Raw genomic sequence first — 20,858 nt, forward strand, 5'->3', positions numbered from 1 at the left:
GGAAATCCAAATGTCAGAACAAGAAAAAAAGACCCCATTACTTCACATTGAAAACTTACGTGTAAGCTTTAAAGGTGAAGATAAACAATATATCGAAACTGTGAAAGGAATTTCCTTTGATATTCCGACCAATACGACTGTAGCTTTGGTTGGTGAATCAGGTAGTGGTAAGTCTGTTACTTCTTTAGCAACTATGGGTTTATTACCTGTGGGCCAAAGCAAGATTGATGAGAAAAGTAAGATTATTTTTGAAGGTAAAGACTTGCTTGGCTTATCGCGTACAGAGATGCGAAAAATCTGTGGTAAAGATATTGCCATGATTTTTCAGGAACCGATGTCATCATTAAATCCGGTTTTTACGGTTGGCAATCAAATTGCAGAAGTGTTGTGTTTACATATGGGTATGAGCCGAAAACAGGCGCGGCAACGTGTTTTAGAGTTGCTTAAAGAGGTCGGTATACCTTCACCAGAAACGAAAATTGATGCTTATCCTAACCAGCTTTCGGGTGGTCAGCAGCAACGTGTCATGATTGCAATGGCAATTGCTTGTGAGCCCAAACTACTGATTGCCGATGAACCGACTACGGCACTTGATGTCACCATTCAAAAACAGATTATTGATTTACTTGAATCATTGCGTCAGCGCCGTCAAATGTCGATGCTTTTTATTACTCACGATTTGGCTTTGGTTGGTGAAATTGCAGATCAAGTGATTGTGATGCGTCATGGTGAAATTAGAGAGCAAGGTACCGCTGAACAAGTTTTGGAACAGCCTAAAGATGTATATACCCGAGCCTTACTTTACTGTCGTCCTCAAATGTCACAACGACCTTATCGTTTGCCTGTAACCAGTGATTTTATGCGACAAGAAAACAATATATTGGTAGAGCAAAGCTTTGATGTTTCAGAAATTCCTGAGCGTAAACGTGGTTTAAATGGCGATGAGCAAATTATTTTAGAAGTAAAAGATCTGAAAAAAAGCTTTTATAGTCGTAAAGGATTGTTTGGCAAAGAAGAATTTCAGGCGGTAAAAGGTGTTTCTTTTAAACTGGCTAAAGGAAAAACGCTTGGTTTGGTAGGAGAATCGGGCTCCGGTAAAACGACTGTTGGGTTATTGCTCATGCGCTTACATCAAGCATCGGGGGGACAGGCTTTAATTGAAGGTAAAGATATTCTTTCTTTAACTGAAAAAGAGTTTGCCAAATATCAAAGGAAGATCCAAATCATCTTTCAAAATCCATATGCTTCACTAAATCCACGCTTTACGATTGGGCAGATCTTATTGGAACCTATGCAAATTCATGGAATTGGTAAAGATGATGCGGAACGTAAGCAAATTGCGCTTGGTTTACTTGAGAGAGTGAATCTGCCTGAACAAGCTTATTATCGATACCCACATGAGTTCTCGGGCGGTCAACGCCAACGTATTGCGATTGCGCGCTGCTTAACGCTAAAGCCTGAAATTCTAATTTGTGATGAATCTGTTTCGGCGTTAGATGTTTCAGTTCAGGCACAAGTACTTAATTTATTACAAGACTTACAAGATGAGTTTGGGCTTAGTTATATTTTTATTTCACATGACTTGTCGGTTGTGAAATATATCTCTGATCAGGTTATGGTCATGAATCATGGTGAAGTTGTTGAAATTGCCAACTCGGATGAGCTCTATGCATATCCGCAACATGACTACACCAAACGACTATTGCAGGCCATTCCACAAGGAATTCAGCACGTTTCTTAAGCGTAAAGTTATGTCGTTAAAGGCACTTTCGAGTGCCTTTTTATTTGGTTTATAGAATAAATACTTATAAAATAAGAGATGTAAAAGTACAGTATTTTATTCCTGCTATGTGTGCCAACTTTAAGCCTTTAACTCTTGCCCAATTGCAGCAACTTCAGTTGCCTGTGGTCGGCTTTAGCTATGCCGATGAGGTTTATCCGGGTGGGACAATGCCATTATTATTCAAATCACCGCAAGGTTTTGAGTGGCGTGAAGTCATGTTCGGTTTGGTTCCTAAATGGGCAGAAGATACGAATATAGCAAAACATACTTATAACGCCCGTCATGAAACGATTTTCCAAAAACCGAGTTTTCAAGAAGCTGCTCTTAAATGTAAGTTCGGTGTGATACCCGTCACGGAGTTTTATGAGAGTAAATATATAAATGATAAACCTGAGCGGTGGGGCGTACGCCGTAAAGATGGGCAGGCTTTTTTTATCGCAGCAATCTATGAAATTTGCAAAATGAATGAAACGATTGTCCGTTCTGCGAGTATGTTAACCATGGATGCGATTGATCATCCCATGATGAAAGACTTCCATGAACCGGGTGATGTTAAAAGATCAGTCATTGTGATTCCACATGACCGCTTAGATGAATGGTTAAGTTTAGAAACACCAGATATTTCAAGCTTTATTGAAGGCTTTCCTGTTGAGGAATTTGAATGTTTACATGTTCCTAAAGAGAAGATTATAAAACCTACACCTCAATTAAGTATGTTTGAATAACTGCATTGGAGTTAGGTTATTGGCTTAATTTTTAAGTCAATAACCTTTGATATTTAATCAATATTCTTACTTAAAGTTTGTACCTGCTCATCTTGCGCCAGATAAGCCAATTCAATTGGTGAGATTACAAAAGTTGAGTTATCTGAGGTTTGTTTAAAAACAAATCCATATTCAAAAGATTGCGTATTTTTACTTGGTAACCAAAATAAATAAGGACAGCCTGTATAGCTACCATCCCAACCCATTTCTTTAGCTAAGGCCAAAGCTGTATCGGATTTAGCAATAATTTCTTTAAGCGATTCTTTATCTCTTTGGGAGACATCACCATCATCATCTGCAAATGTTTGTAAAAACTCATTTAATGGAGTTAAGTCTTCCCAGTTATTTTCAATTGTTGAGAAGTGATATCCATATAGCATCATATTTAGTCTTCCATTTTGTTATTGTGCTATTGAACATAGCAAGAAATGCGTGAAAAAGAAATGGTTGAATTTACTTTAAGTTGTTTATTTTTCATAAGTTATAGCATATTTTCTATACAAAAATTAACTTAGCTTTCTCTTGAGTAATAAGCGTCTGATCAAGTTAAAATATAAAGATTCAGCTATTGAAGGAATAATAGTGTTCTTAATAAAAAGTTAAGTCTTTTTGTAAGGATACTAGACTGTTGGTGAATATTGAATTTGTCATAATTCACTTATAATGAAAAGGAAAGTAAATAGAGCTTATTTATGTTTATAACAACAACTCGCCCCAATGATGCTTTAATTGAACAGCTACTACCAATCTTGGAAGAAGCTAGCCAAATCTTATTACAAGAATATCAAAACTATTCGGCTGGATATGAATTTACGATTCAAGAAAAACATGACGATTCACCTGTAACGCAAGCAGATTTAAAGGTAAATCGTTTTTTATTAAAGCATCTTGCAGAAATTACACCTGAGTTACCGGTTTTGTCAGAAGAAAGTGACTATAGTGCTCGCCATGCTTGGTCTTCTTGCTGGATGCTAGATCCACTTGATGGTACAAAAGAGTTTATACATGAGCGAGATGAGTTCACGATAAACTTGAGTTTGATTGAAGGGCGTGAAACAATTTTTTCGGTGATTGTTGTGCCATGTGAGCAAGTTGTTTATTTAGGTTATTTAAAAGATTTACCTTTTAAATATAGCTTTAGCCAACAACAATGGTATCAATATCAAAAAACACCTTATTCAACACAAGCACCTGTACAAATTGGTTTAAGTCATAGTAGTAAAAATCCAAAATATCAGAAATTCATTGAACCTATTGAAAAGATTCGTACCGTAATTCGACGTGAAGCAGGTAGCGCTTATAAGTTTTGTATGATGTTAGAAGGCGAGATCGATATTTATCCTAGATTTCATCCGACATCAGAATGGGATACAAGCTCAGGTCAAGGATTATTAGAAAGTATAGGTGGAGGTTTACTCACTCTAACAGGTAAACCCTTTGAATATAACCAGCGTGATACCGTATTAAATGGGGGCTTTATCGCATTTCGTGATCAGGAAAGCAAAAAAATAGCATTTGAAGCTTTAGCTCAATCAGGTGTTTTGGATTGAGAGTTATTGTAGACATGCTATAGTGGCAAAATATTGAGAAAAGATGACAAGATAAAAATGGCACTCGATTTATTGCCTAAAAGCATGTTTGAAGCAATTGATTTATTGCCTGATGCTTCGACCCCTGTAACCCTTTTTACACGTCACTCCTTAAGAGAGTTGGTAGATGGGCAAGGCTTGGCAGGATATGATCTTCAGCTTACACCGCAAGGACGTGAGCTTGCTCAGGAATGGGGTAGCTATTTAATTAAAAACACGGATCGTGTAATTCAACATTGCATTTCTAGCCCAATTCAACGTTGTGTAGACACTGCTGCACTTATGATTGAAGGAGCAGATGGGGTGAGTCCTGAGCCGAATACACATACAATTGAAATAGTTGAACAAGGTTTGTTGGTTGAACCTGGTAGCTTTGTACTGGATATTCAGCAGGCGGCGCCTTATTTCCGTAAACAAGGGGCACTTGGTTTTATTAATAGCTTTGTGAACAATGCCTTACCGGGTATGAAACATCCAATTACTGGCGTATTAGATGTATTAGAACTGATCTATCAAACTCATCCTAAAACAAAAAGTGGTCTAAGTTTAGCTGTAAGTCACGACACAATTATTGCAGCGATTGTTGCAGTAATTTCAGGCAATAACCAAATACAAAAAGCAGATTGGCCTGCCATGATGGAAGGGCTGTTTGTATGGTTTGAAGGTGATGAATTTCCAAATTGTAAATTAAAGTGGATTTGGAGAGGCAAAACTTACGAGTTAGATGTTTCTGAGTTCCATAAAGTACAGTAAACACAAAAACGTAGACAATAAAAAAAGCCCTGTTGGGCTTTTTTTACATGCTTCAATTAGTTAGCTAAAGCTTTAACTTGAGCATTTAAACGGCTCTTATGACGAGCAGCTTTATTTTTGTGGATGATGCCTTTATCAGCCATGCGGTCGATTACAGGAACAGCTTTTTTGTAAGCTTCTGTAGCAACAGCATAATCACCACCAGCGATTGCACTTAAAGTACGTTTGATGTAAGTACGAACCATAGAACGCAAGCTTGCGTTGTGTTTACGCGCTTTAACGTTTTGGCGCGCACGTTTTTTAGCTTGAGCAGAGTTTGCCACTCTTGCACTCCTTGAAAATAAGTTGGTCTGGGCGGGCTGTGGTCAATCCAGTAAACTGGTGTAACCATCACCAGCCCGTAAACAAGTGCCATATTGTGATGAATCAATACCGTGAAGTCAAGCCTTGAGAGCATTTTAAGCGGTTTTAGGGGCTGCTAAAACCGTAAGAAAAGGTTAAATTTGATACAAACTTAAAGAGGGTTGGATAAAAAATGACTATAAGTACGAAAAAAGCAATTGTAGTAGGTGCTACAGGACTCGTTGGTTTAGCGCTTGTTGAACAACTTGAGCAAACACCAGAATTTGAGGCCATTACCGTTGTAGTAAGAAAAGAATCACAACTACTTAATACATATAAGAAAGTTACTCAGCTCGTTATAGACGATTTTTTATTGCTCAATGATGAAGATGTGAATGGTCATACTCATGCATTTAGTTGCTTAGGTACAACTTTAAAAATAGCAGGCTCAAAACAACGCTTTTATGCAGTTGATTATGAGATAAATGCTCACTTTGCAGATTTAATCCAAGATAAACATATTCATTTTTTAATTGTTAGTGCACTTGGGGCAAATGCTAATTCGCCAATTTTTTACAATAAAGTAAAAGGAGAATTAGAAAATTATATTCAAAGTTTAGGAATCGAAAAATTATCTATTTTTAGACCTTCTCTATTGATTGGTAAGCGTAGCGATGTGCGTTTTATTGAAGATTTAGGACAAAGTCTATTTAAACTTATTGAAAATAAATGGACTAAGCCTTTCAAATATAAACCAGTTACAGCAGAGCAATTGGCTCATACCATGGTCGTAGCGGCACTAACGCAAATTGAAGCTTTTAAACGATATGATAATCTCAGCATACAACAAACTCGATAAGGGAGAATAAAAGTGTCGACAGTACCATTTGTGACATGTGATTTATTAGATGAAAATCCGGAAAAAGATTTGCAAGTGGTCACGCCATCAATGGACGGTAAGTTCTTTAAAAGCTATGGCGCACGTCAAACTTTTGGTGGACAAGTTGTGACTGTAAAGTGTTTTGAAGATAACTCGCGTGTAAAAGAGTTATTGGCTACAGATGGTACAGGGAAGGTATTGGTTGTGGATGGTGGTGCTTCAATGCGCTGTGCACTTATGGGAGATATGATTGCGGAATCGGCAGTTAAAAATAACTGGAATGGTGTGGTTATTTATGGCTGTGTACGTGATGTTGATGCACTTGCAACCTTAGATTTAGGTGTACATGCATTGGCTGCAATTCCGCAAAAAAGTAACCGTAAGGGCATTGGTGAAGTAGATATTCCTTTGTATTTTGGTGGAGTCACAATTCAATCTGGTGATTTTATCTATGCAGATAATAATGGAATTGTGATTGCTAAAGAAAAACTAGTCTAGCTTCACAATTAAATAAAGGAATGCATAATGGTGGATCATCAAATTAAAGTACTGCAAGCATTAGCGTCTGCAATTGCTGAAGGTGGTAGAGGTGTTACAGGTACAGCATTTCCTAAACAGCCTGTTAGAGCTCTTAAACTTTATGAATTTGAGGGTTCACCATTTTGTCGCCGCGTTCGTGAAGTGATTACACTTTTAAATTTGGATGTCGAAATTTATCCATGCCCGAAAGGTGGATTAAAATATCGCTCCATAGTTAAAGAAATTGGCGGTAAATTACAGTTTCCTTTTTTTATTGATGAAAATACAGGTGACAAATTATACGAATCACAAGATATTATTCATCATTTATTTAAATACTATGGTAAGACAGGCCAAACTCCTGATAAGTTTTCAAATTATCCAAAAATGCCATATCTGGCGTTTGCCGGAACATTATTAAATGGTGCTCGTGGGGTCTGGATTAATAAAAAAATAGTAAATAGAGCTGCGCCTGAGCATAAACTTGAACTATGGAGCTTTGAAGCAAGTCCGTATTCAAGAGTAGTAAGAAGTGTATTAAGTGAGCTTGAGCTACCTTACATTTTACATAGTGTTGCCAAAGAAAGATGGCAAGATATGGGGCCTGCGATTCTTCGGTTAAAACCGGGCAAATATGAACCTTTAAAAGAGGGAAAGCGAGAAAAATTGTTGCTGGTCATGCAAGGTAAAATGCAAGTGCCTTATTTAGTGGACCCAAATACAGGCGTTAAAATGTTTGAATCTGCGGAAATTGTAAAGTACCTAAAAAAGCAATATGGCAGTTAAAATATAAATGAGAAAAACACACTAGAGATTGAGATAACTCAGTCTCTTTTAAGAAGCGACAACAATAAGAAATCATACGATAAAAACATGAATATGCTAAATTACTACCTTAAATTACCAAAATAAGGCCTGTTTTATGGAATGTATGAGAATTCAGCCTGTAACGAGTCATCCTGGAGAAAATGCTTTATTTATTGTATTAGGATTAGCTCAAGGTGATTCTGTTGTAGAAAAAGTAAAAGATTTTGCTGGTAAATTCTCAGCGTTAACCAGAAGTTTGTCTAACCGTTATCCTGAAACTAAATTTAATGCCATATTAGGTTTTAGCTCAAACGCGTGGGATATTTTATTTCCACAGCAAGCAAAGCCTCAAGAATTAGAAACATTTCAAGAAATCAAAGGCCCAAAATACACAGCCGTTTCAACACCCGGGGATTTATTCTTTCATATTCGTGCTGATCGACAAGCTTTATGTTATGAGTTAGGAAGTATCATCAATGAACAGTTAGGTAAAGTAACTTACCCAATTGATGAAGTGCATGGTTTTCGATATTTCGATGGGCGTGCGATTATTGGCTTTGTAGATGGAACAGAAAATCCTGAACCTGTAATTGCTGCACAATGGGCATTAGTGGGTAACGAAGATCCTGACTTTATTGGGGGAAGTTATGCATTTATCCAAAAATATACCCATGATATGGAAAAATGGCGTGCATTAAGCGATGAGGAACAAGAAAAAGTTATCGGGCGTAAAAAGTTCAACGATATTGAGCTTGATGATGACGAGAAGCCTTTAACAGCACATAATGTAGTAAGTAAAGCGCATGATGCAGAAGGCAATGAACTAAAAATTATGCGTGCAAATATGCCTTTTTCGAATCCATCCAAAAATGAATATGGTACTTTTTTTATTGGTTACTCACGTAAATTTAGTACGACACGTCAAATGCTTGAAAATATGTTCTTAGGAAATGAGCAAGGTAATCTTGACCGATTACTTGACTTTAGTACTGCCCAAACAGGAACTCTATTTTTCGTACCGACAGTAGATTTTCTAGATGGCTTGGGTGACGAGTAGGCATTAAAAATAAACTTAGATGGTAGAGGTGAGTAGATTACCTCTACTATATAAATTGAAATTAATATGATGTGATGAGATGTTTAAAAAATTAACCCAACTTTTTCAAGGTTCGAAAGAGACACCAGAACAAATTTATTTACAAGAGAATCAGCTCAGTTTTGATTCAGAGCGTGGTCCAGTTATTAAAGATGTCGTGATTAATGAAAAGTGGTCAGAGCACCTTGAGTATTTTTCAAATCGTAAATTACAGAATTTTGATAACTTACCTAAGCTATTTCAAATTACACCACAAATTAATGAAAAGATTGATTTAGAGATTGCAACGCAACGATATGTGGAAAGGTTAGGTAATACACAAGAAAAGTTACTTGAGCTTAAAGCAATCATACAGATATTAAACCAATATTATGTGATGTTTTTACGAGACAAATAACTTCAAATGATTGTTTAAGAACTATAAAAAAGTATCATAAAGTAGTAGCTTGATTGCAGAAAAATAACTCAATTCACTAAAAACATCATGCTACTATTAACCTCATATCTTTTTAGCTCATAAAAGCCATATACATGTTTCAACAAGAAATCTCTCAATTGAATTTGCAACAGCTCAAGGCCGGTGAAAAGCGTTGGGTGGGGTCATTATTAGGTTCATCAGCAGCTTTATTGCTTAAAGAAATTGCCACTCAGCATTCTTCTTTATTGGTATTAGTCGCTCGAAACAACCAACATGTTGCTCAATTAGAAAGTGAACTTGAGTTTTATGGAGTTAAGCCGACAATTTTTCCGGATTGGGAAATTTTGCCTTATGACCGTTTATCTCCCCATCAAGATATTGTGTCAGAACGTCTTGCTATTTTATCTAATATGCCCCAGCAAGGCGTATTACTGATTTCAGCAAGTACCTTGGCTCAACGGGTTGCGCCTTACTCATGGGTATTGGGAGAACACTTTGATATAAAAGTGGGGCAAAAATTTGATTTAGAACAACAAAAATTAAGGTTAGTTCAGGCGGGCTACCACTTAGTAGATACAGTTTATGACCATGGTGAGTTTGCTGTACGCGGCAGTATTATGGATATTTTTGCATCTGGGCAAGAATCTCCAATCCGCATAGATTTATTTGACGATGAAATTGATTCTTTAAAATTCTTTGACCCTGAAACTCAAAGAACAACAACCACACTAAAAAGTTTTACAGTTTTACCCGCGAAAGAATTCCCTTTAAAAGAAGGACGTTCAGTATTTAGAGATCGTTATTCTGAGTTTTTTCCTACTGCCAATCCTAAGAAAAATCCAATTTATCAGGACGTTTTAGATGGTATAGCATCGCCTGGTATTGAATTTTATTTACCGCTATTTTTTGATAAAGAACAAATGCAGTCACAAAGTATGTTCACAACATACTTACCAAAGAATTGCATTGTAATTACAACTAGTGATATTGACACTGATTTAACGAACTTCTGGAAAGAAGTTATGCGTCGTTATGAAGACCGGCGCCATAATATGGATCAACCTATTCTTGCTCCAGAAGAACTATTTATTTCTCCAAATCATTTGTTAAGTGCTTTAAACCAGTTTCCGCGAATGCTTGTAAGCGCAGAAACTATTGAAGAAAAAGCTGGTGCACTTAATCTTAAAACTGAACAACCACCCAAGTTGCCAGTCGATCCGAAAAAAGAAAAACCATTTAGTGCCGTAAAAAAATATATTGATGAAGCAAATCATCCTGTTCTATTGGTTGCGGAAAGTGCAGGACGTCGTGAAAGCTTAAAAGATGCGTTGCGTTCAAGTTTAGGTGAGATTCCGAATGTAGAGAATTTTGAGCAATTCCAAATTAGTCAGTTTGCAATTGCTATTACTAATGCGCCTCTGGATCGTGGCTTACTTTTAACTGATCAATTAACGGTTATTTCAGAAAATCAGCTTTACGAGCACCGAGTTGTACAGCGTCGTCGCAAGCGTCAACAGGAAGTTTCAGAAGAGTTTCTGATCCGAAGCTTAACTGAGCTAAGCATTGGTGCTCCTGTTGTACATATCGATCATGGTGTGGGGCGTTATGCTGGCTTAATTACACTCGCGATTGAAGGACAAGACTATGAGTTCTTACAACTAGATTATGCCGAAGATGCAAAAGTCTATGTTCCAGTAACGAACTTGCATCTAATTAGCCGTTATAGTGGTGGCGACCCGGATTTAGCACCGTTACATAAAATCGGAACTGACGCTTGGAGTAAAGCTAAGCGTAAAGCATTAGAGCAAATTCATGATGTTGCAGCTGAGCTTTTACATATTCAGGCACGTCGTCAGTCAAAACCTGGCTTCGCTTTTGAACTGGATCAGTCGCTCTATATGCAATTTGCAAGCGGTTTTGCGTATGAAGAAACCCTTGATCAGGCTAATGCAATTGAAGCCACGCTCTATGATATGCAGCAAGCAAAACCAATGGACAGGTTGGTGTGTGGCGACGTGGGTTTTGGGAAAACCGAAGTGGCCATGCGTGCAGCATTTGTAGCGGTACAAAATGGCAAACAGGTCGCTGTTTTAGTTCCTACGACTTTACTAGCTCAACAACATTATGAGTCTTTTAAAGACCGTTTTGCTGATTGGCCAGTACGTATTGAAGTACTCTCACGTTTTGGTTCAAACAAAACACATTTGAAAAATATTGAAGACTTGGCAAATGGTAAAGTCGATATTGTGGTAGGTACACATAAGCTTCTACAAGAGAATGTTCAGTTTAAAGATTTAGGTTTAATGGTTGTAGACGAGGAGCATCGCTTTGGTGTGCGTGATAAGGAGCGTATCAAAGCTTTACGTGCCGATGTTGATATGTTGACACTTACAGCAACGCCAATTCCTCGTACGCTTAATATGGCTTTTTCGGGTATGCGTGATTTGTCGATTATTGCGACTCCGCCAGCCCGTCGATTAGCAGTAAAAACCTTTGTGCAAGAGCATACAGATGCTTCAATCAAGGAAGCGATTTTGCGTGAGTTACTTCGTGGTGGACAAGTTTATTTCTTACATAATGAAGTAGAGACCATTGAGCGAGCTGCTGAAAATATTCGTGTGCTTGTACCCGAAGCACGTGTAGCGGTAGCACATGGACAAATGCGTGAACGCGAACTTGAGCAAGTTATGCAGCAGTTCTATCACAAAGAATATAATGTGCTGGTGTGCTCAACCATTATTGAGACAGGTATCGATGTTCCAAATGCCAATACAATTTTAATTGAACGTGCGGATAAACTTGGTTTAGCGCAATTACACCAGTTACGTGGCCGTGTAGGTCGTTCACATCACCAAGCATACGCCTATTTGTTAGTACCTTCGATTAAACACTTAAAAGGTGATGCCGAAAAACGCCTTGATGCGATTCAACGTGCTTCGACATTAGGTGCAGGCTTTATGCTCGCTACGGAAGATTTGGAAATTCGTGGAGCAGGCGAATTGTTAGGTGAGCAACAAAGTGGCTCAATGCAGGCGATAGGATATAGCTTGTATATGGAAATGCTTGAGAAAGCGACTAAAGCAATTCAACAAGGTAAAACCCCGAATTTTGATGCTCCATTGTCGTTAACTGCCGAAATTAACTTACATATTCCTGCACTTATTCCAGATGATTATCTGGGTGATGTTCATCAACGTCTATTATTCTATAAACGTATTAGTAATACCGATACACAGGAAAAACTAGATAACATCCGTATGGAGCTTATTGACCGTTTCGGTATTCCACCGCAGTCGGTTAAGCACTTGTTTAGCGTGCATCAAATCCGTTTGAAAGCAGAACATTTAGGTATTACGAAAATTGATATTAATACTCAAGGTGGAAATATTGAGTTTTCACCAGATACGCCAGTTCAAGCCATTAGTATTATTCAGTTAATGCAAAAAAATCCGACCTATTACCGTATGGAAGGCGGACAACGTTTGAAGGTGATGGTGCAGCTTGAAGAGTATGAAAAACGAATTCAATTTATCAATGATTTATTGCAAAAATTGATGAGTGAACTACATGCCTGAGACCTGTTTTTCTAACCAGCGCTAGCTAATTAGGACATTTGTTTTGATGTAATCGGATTTTATGCACTATTTATACCTTGAGATATGAATAAGTGCATAAAATCATTGTTATTTGTAAGCAAACGGGCTACTAATAATATTCACATCAAAACTGATGTGATAGTATTAGCCATTATTGTTTATTGTCATTTATAAAAGATATGTTTAGTTTGCATCCACAACTTGCTCAAGATACTTTTTTTGTAGGCGATTTCCCGCTTTCAACATGTCGTTTAATGAATGATATGCAATTTCCTTGGTTGATTTTAGTACCACGCGTACCAGGAATCACGGAACTATACGAATTGAGTCAAGCTGACCAAGAACAGTTTCTACGTGAATCAAGCTGGTTATCTAGCCAGTTATCTCGCGTTTTCCGTGCTGATAAAATGAATGTAGCAGCTTTAGGTAATATGGTGCCTCAATTGCATTTCCATCATGTTGTCCGCTATCAAAATGATGTAGCTTGGCCGAAACCTGTATGGGGTACACCAGCTGTGCCATATACAAGTGATGTTTTAGCTCATATGCGTCAGACTCTTATGCTTGCTCTACGTGGCCAAGGTGATATGCCTTTTGATTGGCGCATGGATTAAATCAATGTAATGCCACATATCAATGTGGCAACATTGAAATGTGGAGGATAGAGTGCAATTAGAGAGGTTTATAGATCGGGAACCTAAGCAGTTTGCATATTTTCATCGTTTGATGGGATATTCAATTCTGTCATTAATTTTAGTGATCTATGCCTTTACCTCACCGAATACTAATTATCAAATCTATATTCCTCCTTTTTTTCCTTTTTTACTTTTTGTCAGTTCTAAACTAGAACACTGGTTGCAGTATCAGTTTGATAAGAAAACTCAAAAAAGTGTTTTTTTTGCAATAGATGCGATTGTAGTGGCTGTTACTCTAGCAGGAGTGCACCTTAATCTCGTTCCAACATTTATTGCCCTTTTTGCATTATTTTACTCAGCAATTAATAGTCGTATTTCCTTTGCAGTTATTTGTTTAACGAGTCTGCTTGGGGCGATTATTTTTTATTTAAGTACATTTTTCCTATTTGGTTTTCATCCATATTTCGAAGCCACAAGCCAAGAATTAACAGTAATTACCTTACTTGGTTTGGTAATGTTTATCACTATCGGAAATTATTACCAACACCGCTGGGTTAAAAAAATTAGTCAGCAACGTCAGCATTATTATGACCAGATGACACGTTATATTGCTTTTGCTAATCAGTTAAGCCGCTATGCTCCATTACAATTATGGCAGTCGATTATGCGTGGGGAAGCTGAAGCAAAAATCGAATATAAACGTAAAAAAATGACTGTATTCTTTTCTGATATTCAGGGGTTCACTGAACTATCAGAAACTTTAATTCCTGATGACTTAGCTTTCTTGCTTAACGATTATTTAAGTCATATGACTGAAATTGCAAAGCAATATGAAGCGACGGTCGATAAATTTATGGGAGATGCGATTCTCATATTTTTTGGAGATCCAAATTCACAAGGGGTTGAGCAAGATGCCAAATCCTGTGTAGAAATGGCAATTGCTATGCGTCAGCAAATGAAGTTGTTGCGCGAACGATGGAAGAAAATGGGATATTCGGCCTTACATATCCGTATGGGTATTAGTACAGGTTATTGCCACGTAGGGAATTATGGTGCAACCCATCGTATGGCTTATACGATTGTAGGTCGCGACGTAAATTTAGCGGCACGTTTACAGTATGCTGCTGAAATTGATGAAATACTCATTTCTGATGATACTTATCAATTAATCAAAAGTGATTTTCTATGTGCGCCTAAGACCCCAATTTATTTAAAGGGTATTCAAGGGGCAGTAAAAACATGGCAAGTCATGGAAAAATACACAGGAAATAAATCAGACCATCAACAATGGTTTGATTATGAATATAAAGGTTTCCATTTAGTTTTAAATTTAGAAGAAGTACAAAACTACGAATACCCTGAGTTGGTTGAAGTGCTTGAAAAAATGATTCAGCGCATTAAAGTTCAACAAACTTTGGTTAATACTCAAGGTGTTGCTCAGCTTAGACTTGAGGATGAAGTTAAGCCTATAAATATCGATGAAGAACAAGATCAGGTATAAATTTATATAAATAAAAAAAGCTGCCTAAGCAGCTTTTTTTATTATTTATTAGTGATTTTCCGAAGCGTGGTTAATTGTGTATTTCGGAATCTCAATTTCAAGATCTTCATCTACAACTTTCACCTGACATGAAAGACGTGAGTCAGGTTCCAATCCCCAAGCACGGTCTAGAAGATCGGCTTCAACATCATTCATTTCTTCTAAGCTATCAAAGCCTTTACGAACGATCACATGACAAGTTGTGCATGCGCAAGACATATCACAAGCATGTTCAATTTTGATTCCTTTGTTGAGCAAACTTTGGCAAAGATTTGCATTTTGTTCAACCTCAAATTCTGCTCCTTCTGGGCAAAATTGAGCGTGAGGAAGTACTTTAATACGTGGCATATTGATCACCTATACCTTTTAATTTGATTTTGACCAATCATCGAGCTTCGTGCCTTTTAAGGCATGGTCAATATGTCGATTCATCCGTAGTGCTGCAAAAGCATCACTATGTACTTTAAGTTGTTGAACTGCTTGCTCAATTGCTTGAATATCACTGCCTTCAAGCTGAGCTTTTAATGATTCCTTAGCAGAGTTGAGTGCTTCAAGCTGCTTTTCATCAAGTAAATCTGCATCTACTTTTAATGCTTGCTCAAGAGCCTCAAGCTCACGTTCTGCTTCAACTTTAGTTTCTTTTAAATGACGAAGATTTTTGTCCTCTTCGGCATGTTGGAAACCTTCAATTAATAAGCGTTCCGTATCTGCCTCAGATAAACCATAAGATGGTTTGATATCGATATGAGCTTGCACGCCAGAAGTTGCTTCACGAGCAGAAACGGTGAGTAAGCCATCTGCATCAACTTGGAAAGTGACTTCAATACGAGCTTGGCCTGCAGTCATTGGTGGAATGCCATGAAGTACAAATCTACCTAATGAACGGCAATGTTCAACTAAATCACGTTCGCCCTGAACTACATGAATTAACATAGCAGTTTGGCCATCTTGATAGGTGGTGAACTCTTGACGACGTGCAACAGGAATCGCTGTATTACGAGATATCAGACGCTCAACGAGTCCTCCCATAGTCTCTAGACCAAGAGAAAGAGGAGTTACATCTAAAAGAAGAGAGCCATCTTGGCTATTACCGATTAACTGGTTGGCTGTAATAGAAGCGCCAATTGCCACCACTTCATCCGGGTTGATCGTGCAAAGAGGTTCTTGGGCAAAAACTTCCCGTACTGCTTTTTGAACAGCATAAGAGCGAGTAGAACCACCTACCAAAACAACATTTTGAATATCGGTTAACTCGAGTTTTGCATCACGCAGTACACGCTTACAAACACTAATCGTTTTGTCTAATGCTACTTGAATAATGCTTTCAAATGTAGGGCGATCTAGTGTGAGAGTTGCTTCGAGTAACTTTAATTCAACTGAATCTTGAGTTGATAATTGTTCTTTAGCTTGACGTGCTGCCACAATAAATACGGCATAATCTTCATCACTTAATACATCAATATTAAGCTGTTTTTTAGCCCATTTTACGATTAGACGGTCTAAGTCATCACCACCTAAAGCAGTGTGACCACCAGTCGCTAAAACTTCAAATACGCCTTGTGAAAAACGTAAGATAGATACGTCAAAAGTACCGCCACCCAAGTCATAAATTACATAATTACGGTCGGTCGCTAAATTACTTTCTTGATCTAATCCATAAGCTACAGCGGCAGCTGTAGGCTCATTTAATAAACGTAATACATTTAAACCTGCAAGTTGAGCTGCATCGCGAGTTGCTTGACGCTGAGCTTCATCGAAATATGCAGGAACGGTAATTACTGCTCCATTAACAGGATTTTGTAAGCTGTCTTCAGCGCGATCTTTTAATTGTTTTAAAATTTCAGCTGAGATTTCTACTGGTGTTTTGCGTCCAGCACGGGTTTCAAAAGCAGGCATTTCATTTTCTGAGCCTACTAACTCATAAGGGTGTTGAAATTTAATATCTGCCTTTGAACGGCCCATAAATCGTTTAACAGAAACAATTGTATTTTTTGGATCTGCAATGATAAACGGTTTAGCTTCTTCACCATAATGAGTTGTATTGTCCCCATAATGAACGATAGAAGGAAGTAATCTTCTATTTTGAACATCATTGAGTACTTTAGGTTTGCCTGATAACACTGTCGCAACTAATGAGTGTGTTGTTCCTAGGTCAATACCAATCGCAATGCGATGTTGGTGTGGGGCACTGGATTGACCCGGTTCAGCAATTTGCAAAAGTGCCATGAGTTAAATCCCTTGAAAATAAAGTAGAGAAAGCAAAATTAAAAATCGTCGTCTAAATCAAAACTGTCTTCATCATCTAACAGTTGATCTTCTGCTTTATCAATATCGTTTAAAACACGTTGAAAGAAACGTAACTTACGTACGGTATCGCGTGCTTCTGCCCAATCTTCTTCACTGTAATCAATTTTGAATTCACGGACCAAACCATCAATCCATTGTTGTACTTCTAATCTTAAAGTACGTAAATGTTCAGATGATGTCGCTTCATCAAGTTGTTCACGAAGTTCTAAAGCGGATTGTAGAAATTCGAAATCACTAATAGATTGATCAAGATGATGATCTTGCTTTTTAAGAGCTAAAAGATAAGCAGCGCGGCTATCAACTTGAGAAAGCGTTTTAAAAGCTTGATTGATTTCACTTGATTTGATCAATGCTTGATCTTTATCTGCGGCTTTATCTGGATGATATTGTTGTTGCAAACTTAAGAAATTTGATTTCAAGCTCGCCAAATCGATATCGAGTGCCACAGGTAAATTGAACAACTCAAAATGATTCATTAGAAATGAGGTCCACATTAATTAAATACATTAAAACAGTGCTGTTAAAAGGCACTGTTTTAATGAGAAAAAGGAAAGGAGAGGATTAAACAGTGAATGACTCACCACAACCACATTCACCCTTTTTATTAGGATTGTTAAATTCGAACCCTTCATTAAGGCCATTTTTAACATAGTCCATTTCTAAGCCGTCTAAGTAAACTAAGCTTTTAGGATCTACAAAAACCTTAACGCCGAATTGTTCGAAAATTTGATCATGTTCATCGATATCATCTACAAATTCGAGAACATAAGCCAACCCAGAACAACCAGAAGTTTTCACACCAACGCGAATGCCTTCACCCTTACCTCGGTTTTTAAGGTAATTGCTAATATGAGTCGCAGCATTTTCAGTTAAATGAATCATGAAAACTCCAACGTTTATAATGGTAACAAATTAAGCTTTTGATTTTTTACTACGATAATCTTCAATCGCAGCTTTAATTGCATCTTCAGCTAATACAGAACAGTGAACTTTTACTGGCGGAAGAGCTAGCTCAGTTGCAATATCAATGTTTTTGATTGCTTGAGCTTCATCAAGAGTCTTGCCTTTTAACCATTCTGTTACAAGTGAGCTTGATGCAATTGCAGAACCGCAACCATAAGTCTTGAAACGTGCTTCTTCGATTACACCGTTGTCATTTACTTGAATCTGTAAACGCATTACGTCGCCACATGCAGGTGCACCCACCATACCTGTACCAACATTCTCAGAGTTTTTGTCTAAAACACCAACATTACGTGGGTTTTCGTAATGATCAATTACCTTTTCGCTATAAGCCATTTCGCTTCTCCAAACCTCGGGGTCAGCCTAATATTAATATGAGGGTTAAAACACTAATTTCAATAATTAGTGTTCTGCCCATTCAACTGTAGAAAGATCGATACCTTCTTTGTACATATCCCAAAGCGGAGAAAGTTCACGTAATTTCTCAACAGCGGCTTTGGTAATTGTAAGCACGTGGTCAATATCTTCTTCAGTCGTGTATTTACCAAAACTAAAGCGAATTGAGCTGTGTGCTAGCTCATCAGATAAACCTAATGCGCGAAGAACATATGAAGGCTCTAAAGTAGCAGAAGTACAAGCAGAACCACTTGATACAGCAGCGTCTTTAAGCGACATCATTAAAGATTCACCTTCAACAAAGTTGAAGCTGACGTTTAAATAGTTAGCAACGTTTTGAGTTGGGTGGCCATTTAAGAATACTTGTTCAAGGTCTTGTAAACCGTTCCAAAGTTTGTCACGAAGTTTACGAATACGTTCTTGTTCTGCATGCATTGTTTTGCCTGCAAGTTCAAAAGCTTCACCCATACCAACAATTTGGTGAGTCGCTAAAGTACCAGAACGCATACCACGTTCATGTCCACCGCCATGAATTTGTGCTTTTAGACGAACACGTGGGCTACGACGTACATATAATGCGCCGATACCTTTTGGACCATAAATTTTATGAGCAGAGAAACTCATTAGGTCAATTTTCATAGTAGATAAGTCGATATCGACTTTACCAGCTGCTTGTGCTGCATCTACATGGAAAAACGTTTTATTTGCACGTGTTAATTCACCGATCGCTGCTACATCTGTAACTGTACCAATTTCATTGTTTACCATCATAAGTGAAACAAGAATAGTATCTGGGCGAAGGGCAGCCTTAACCATTTCAGGAGTAATTAAACCTGTTTGTGGTTCTGGCTCTAAATAAGTGATTTCAAAACCTTGTTCTTCCAATTCACGGCAAGGATCTAGAACAGCTTTATGTTCAATTTTACTTGTAATGATATGTTTGCCTTTAGATGCATAGAATTGAGCAACACCTTTAAGAGCAAGGTTGTCTGATTCAGTTGCACCAGAAGTCCAAACGATTTCACGTGGGTCAGCTTTAATTAAGTTTGCGACTTGCTCACGTGCATATTCAACTTTTTCTTCTGCCTGCCAGCCATAAGCGTGGGAACGAGATGCAGCATTACCAAAGGTACCGTCGAAAGTTAAACACTCCATCATACGTTCTGCAACTTGCGGATCTACTGGAGTGGTTGCTGCGTAATCAAGATAAATTGGACGTTTCATATCAAATACCTGTACCCGATAAAAGAGCTGAATCTGTGCCAGTTACATTTTGGCGTAATGCAACAGTTTGAACGTTGTCTCGGCTAATGAGGTTGGCAAGAGTGATTTTAGCTAAATAGTCGGCAATATGATGAGAGAGTTCTTGCCATAAATCGTGAGTAAGACACATTGCACCATTTTGGCAGTTGCCTTTATGGTCACAACGCGTTGCATCAACGGTTTCATTTACGGCTTCAATGATTTCTAACACAGTAATTTCATCAGCGTTTCGAGCCAAATGGTAACCACCATTTGCACCGCGAACACTAGAAACTAACCCATGACGCTTAAGTTTTGCGAACAACTGCTCTAAATAAGCAACTGAAATAGATTGACGTGCGGCAATTTCGGCGAGCGTGATCGTTTGTTCAGTTGGCTGCAAAGCTAAATCAAGTAGAGCAGTCACTGCGTAGCGACCGCGAGTTGTAAGGCGCATGATTCGATACACATGTTAAGACTAGATAATAGGATTTTATGAATCCCGACTAAAATAGTCAAGTTTTTTTAATTTTAATTCAAGTGCAGGATCAAATTAGAAAAAATAAGTTAAGCTACCCACAAATTATATATGAAATAAACAATAAATATTAGGCTAATTATACCAAAGCACAAGTTAATGTTCCGTTGGCGCTGTTGTAAACGTGCAATTCGGTTTTGATACTGTTTAATTTCGACATGCAACGAATTTATTTCTGAGCGTTGTTGGTCGATTTTTTCAAGTAATGGAGCAATTTTTTTGCGAGAGGCTAGTGCTTCGGCTTCATCATCTGGTGCGTTGAACCACTGCTTCCAGTCTGCTAGAAGTTTAGGTAAAGTGAGATGCGAAATTAAATCGATGAGTTCTTTTTTAGTCTCTGCATCCCCATCAATTCGCATGTTATTCAGGCTACGTTGATTTGAAAAAACAAAAATTTTGATAAGGTCAACGAGAGTACTATTAATTTCTAAATCAATCCGACGGTCATATGAGTGAATATCAAATAGCAATCCTTTTTCCGTAAACTGCACATAGAAGTCGAAAAATGGCAAATAGCTATTAATACGGATTGTTATTTTATTGGCGATAAACTTTTTCGCTTGCAAGCGAAGAACACCATCGTGGGTGAGAATAAATGAGAAAAAAGTTTCTAAAATAATTAGAACAATATTCAGCAACAGACGTGGATGTTTTTGTCTTTGTTGCGTTTCACTCATAAAAGTTTATCCT

At 37.7% G+C, this 20,858-nt stretch carries 22 protein-coding genes; 12 read left to right on the forward strand and 10 right to left on the reverse strand.

Features of this window, described 5'->3' with window-relative positions; all coding sequences use genetic code 11:
* Positions 1–10 precede the first annotated feature (10 nt).
* The gene (locus EGT34_RS00165) at positions 11–1,741 is read left to right on the forward strand and encodes an ABC transporter ATP-binding protein (protein ID WP_001295043.1); all 1,731 of its coding nucleotides are present in this window, start codon (positions 11–13) and stop codon (positions 1,739–1,741) included.
* Between the two features lie 107 nt (positions 1,742–1,848).
* A complete protein-coding gene (locus EGT34_RS00170; protein ID WP_000332555.1) occupies positions 1,849–2,508 on the forward strand; it encodes an SOS response-associated peptidase family protein in 660 nt (219 codons plus the stop codon).
* 53 nt (positions 2,509–2,561) lie between these two features.
* Here the strand turns inward: EGT34_RS00170 and EGT34_RS00175 are convergent, their stop codons facing one another.
* A complete protein-coding gene (locus EGT34_RS00175; RefSeq protein ID WP_000979740.1) occupies positions 2,562–2,930 on the reverse strand; it encodes a hypothetical protein in 369 nt (122 codons plus the stop codon).
* A gap of 309 nt (positions 2,931–3,239) precedes the next feature.
* Here EGT34_RS00175 and EGT34_RS00180 point away from each other — a divergent pair, with 309 nt between their 5' ends.
* Both EGT34_RS00180 and EGT34_RS00185 read left to right on the forward strand, forming a co-directional pair.
* Positions 3,240–4,097 carry a 3'(2'),5'-bisphosphate nucleotidase CysQ family protein gene (locus EGT34_RS00180; RefSeq protein ID WP_000471059.1) on the forward strand — a complete coding sequence of 286 codons (858 nt, stop codon included), beginning with the start codon at positions 3,240–3,242 and terminating at the stop codon, positions 4,095–4,097.
* 57 nt (positions 4,098–4,154) lie between these two features.
* Positions 4,155–4,889, forward strand: a complete 735-nt coding sequence (locus tag EGT34_RS00185; RefSeq protein ID WP_001162376.1) for a histidine phosphatase family protein — start codon at positions 4,155–4,157, stop codon at positions 4,887–4,889.
* Positions 4,890–4,945: 56 nt separating this feature from the next.
* On the opposite strand, the gene rpsT is transcribed toward EGT34_RS00185, so the two are convergent.
* Positions 4,946–5,212, reverse strand: a complete 267-nt coding sequence (rpsT, locus tag EGT34_RS00190) for a 30S ribosomal protein S20 (RefSeq protein ID WP_000013652.1) — start codon at positions 5,210–5,212, stop codon at positions 4,946–4,948.
* A 212-nt stretch (positions 5,213–5,424) separates the two neighbouring features.
* On the opposite strand from rpsT, the gene EGT34_RS00195 reads away from it, so the two are divergent.
* The 8 genes from EGT34_RS00195 (at position 5,425) to EGT34_RS00230 (ending at position 14,683) form a co-directional block, all read left to right on the forward strand.
* A complete protein-coding gene (locus EGT34_RS00195; protein WP_000156082.1) occupies positions 5,425–6,090 on the forward strand; it encodes an NAD(P)H-binding protein in 666 nt (221 codons plus the stop codon).
* A 12-nt stretch (positions 6,091–6,102) separates the two neighbouring features.
* On the forward strand, positions 6,103–6,609 hold the full coding sequence (rraA, locus tag EGT34_RS00200; protein ID WP_000108830.1) for a ribonuclease E activity regulator RraA: 507 nt from the start codon (positions 6,103–6,105) through the stop codon (positions 6,607–6,609).
* Positions 6,610–6,633: 24 nt separating this feature from the next.
* A complete protein-coding gene (locus tag EGT34_RS00205) occupies positions 6,634–7,416 on the forward strand; it encodes a glutathione S-transferase N-terminal domain-containing protein (protein ID WP_086241977.1) in 783 nt (260 codons plus the stop codon).
* 145 nt (positions 7,417–7,561) lie between these two features.
* Positions 7,562–8,494: a Dyp-type peroxidase gene (locus EGT34_RS00210; RefSeq protein WP_001222567.1), complete on the forward strand. Its 933-nt coding sequence runs from the start codon at positions 7,562–7,564 to the stop codon at positions 8,492–8,494.
* 79 nt (positions 8,495–8,573) lie between these two features.
* Positions 8,574–8,930: a hypothetical protein gene (locus EGT34_RS00215; protein WP_000473791.1), complete on the forward strand. Its 357-nt coding sequence runs from the start codon at positions 8,574–8,576 to the stop codon at positions 8,928–8,930.
* 134 nt (positions 8,931–9,064) lie between these two features.
* Positions 9,065–12,526, forward strand: a complete 3,462-nt coding sequence (gene mfd / locus EGT34_RS00220) for a transcription-repair coupling factor (RefSeq protein WP_024432818.1) — start codon at positions 9,065–9,067, stop codon at positions 12,524–12,526.
* Between the two features lie 200 nt (positions 12,527–12,726).
* A complete protein-coding gene (locus tag EGT34_RS00225; RefSeq protein ID WP_000492048.1) occupies positions 12,727–13,161 on the forward strand; it encodes an HIT domain-containing protein in 435 nt (144 codons plus the stop codon).
* 52 nt (positions 13,162–13,213) lie between these two features.
* The gene (locus EGT34_RS00230) at positions 13,214–14,683 is read left to right on the forward strand and encodes an adenylate/guanylate cyclase domain-containing protein (RefSeq protein ID WP_123785629.1); all 1,470 of its coding nucleotides are present in this window, start codon (positions 13,214–13,216) and stop codon (positions 14,681–14,683) included.
* A 48-nt stretch (positions 14,684–14,731) separates the two neighbouring features.
* Here EGT34_RS00230 and fdx read toward each other — a convergent pair whose 3' ends face one another.
* The 8 genes from fdx to EGT34_RS00270 form a co-directional block, all read right to left on the reverse strand.
* Complete coding sequence (gene fdx, locus EGT34_RS00235) at positions 14,732–15,070, reverse strand: ISC system 2Fe-2S type ferredoxin (protein WP_001137383.1); 339 nt, start codon at positions 15,068–15,070, stop codon at positions 14,732–14,734.
* Between the two features lie 18 nt (positions 15,071–15,088).
* The gene (gene hscA / locus EGT34_RS00240; protein ID WP_001196574.1) at positions 15,089–16,948 is read right to left on the reverse strand and encodes a Fe-S protein assembly chaperone HscA; all 1,860 of its coding nucleotides are present in this window, start codon (positions 16,946–16,948) and stop codon (positions 15,089–15,091) included.
* 38 nt (positions 16,949–16,986) lie between these two features.
* Positions 16,987–17,505 (reverse strand): Fe-S protein assembly co-chaperone HscB, encoded by a 519-nt coding sequence (gene hscB / locus EGT34_RS00245; protein ID WP_001015254.1) that lies wholly within the window; start codon positions 17,503–17,505, stop codon positions 16,987–16,989.
* Between the two features lie 85 nt (positions 17,506–17,590).
* On the reverse strand, positions 17,591–17,911 hold the full coding sequence (gene iscA, locus EGT34_RS00250) for an iron-sulfur cluster assembly protein IscA (RefSeq protein ID WP_000581597.1): 321 nt from the start codon (positions 17,909–17,911) through the stop codon (positions 17,591–17,593).
* Positions 17,912–17,941: 30 nt separating this feature from the next.
* The gene (iscU, locus tag EGT34_RS00255) at positions 17,942–18,328 is read right to left on the reverse strand and encodes a Fe-S cluster assembly scaffold IscU (RefSeq protein ID WP_000331712.1); all 387 of its coding nucleotides are present in this window, start codon (positions 18,326–18,328) and stop codon (positions 17,942–17,944) included.
* A 66-nt stretch (positions 18,329–18,394) separates the two neighbouring features.
* Positions 18,395–19,612 (reverse strand): IscS subfamily cysteine desulfurase, encoded by a 1,218-nt coding sequence (locus EGT34_RS00260; protein WP_000828390.1) that lies wholly within the window; start codon positions 19,610–19,612, stop codon positions 18,395–18,397.
* Position 19,613: 1 nt separating this feature from the next.
* Positions 19,614–20,087, reverse strand: coding sequence for an Rrf2 family transcriptional regulator (locus EGT34_RS00265; RefSeq protein WP_001241480.1), 474 nt, complete (start codon positions 20,085–20,087; stop codon positions 19,614–19,616).
* 110 nt (positions 20,088–20,197) lie between these two features.
* Positions 20,198–20,845 carry a hypothetical protein gene (locus EGT34_RS00270; RefSeq protein ID WP_000005343.1) on the reverse strand — a complete coding sequence of 216 codons (648 nt, stop codon included), beginning with the start codon at positions 20,843–20,845 and terminating at the stop codon, positions 20,198–20,200.
* Between the last annotated feature and the right edge of the window lie 13 nt (positions 20,846–20,858).

This window comes from Acinetobacter sp. FDAARGOS_558 (assembly GCF_003937785.1).
Classification (GTDB): Bacteria; Pseudomonadota; Gammaproteobacteria; order Pseudomonadales; family Moraxellaceae; genus Acinetobacter; species Acinetobacter baumannii.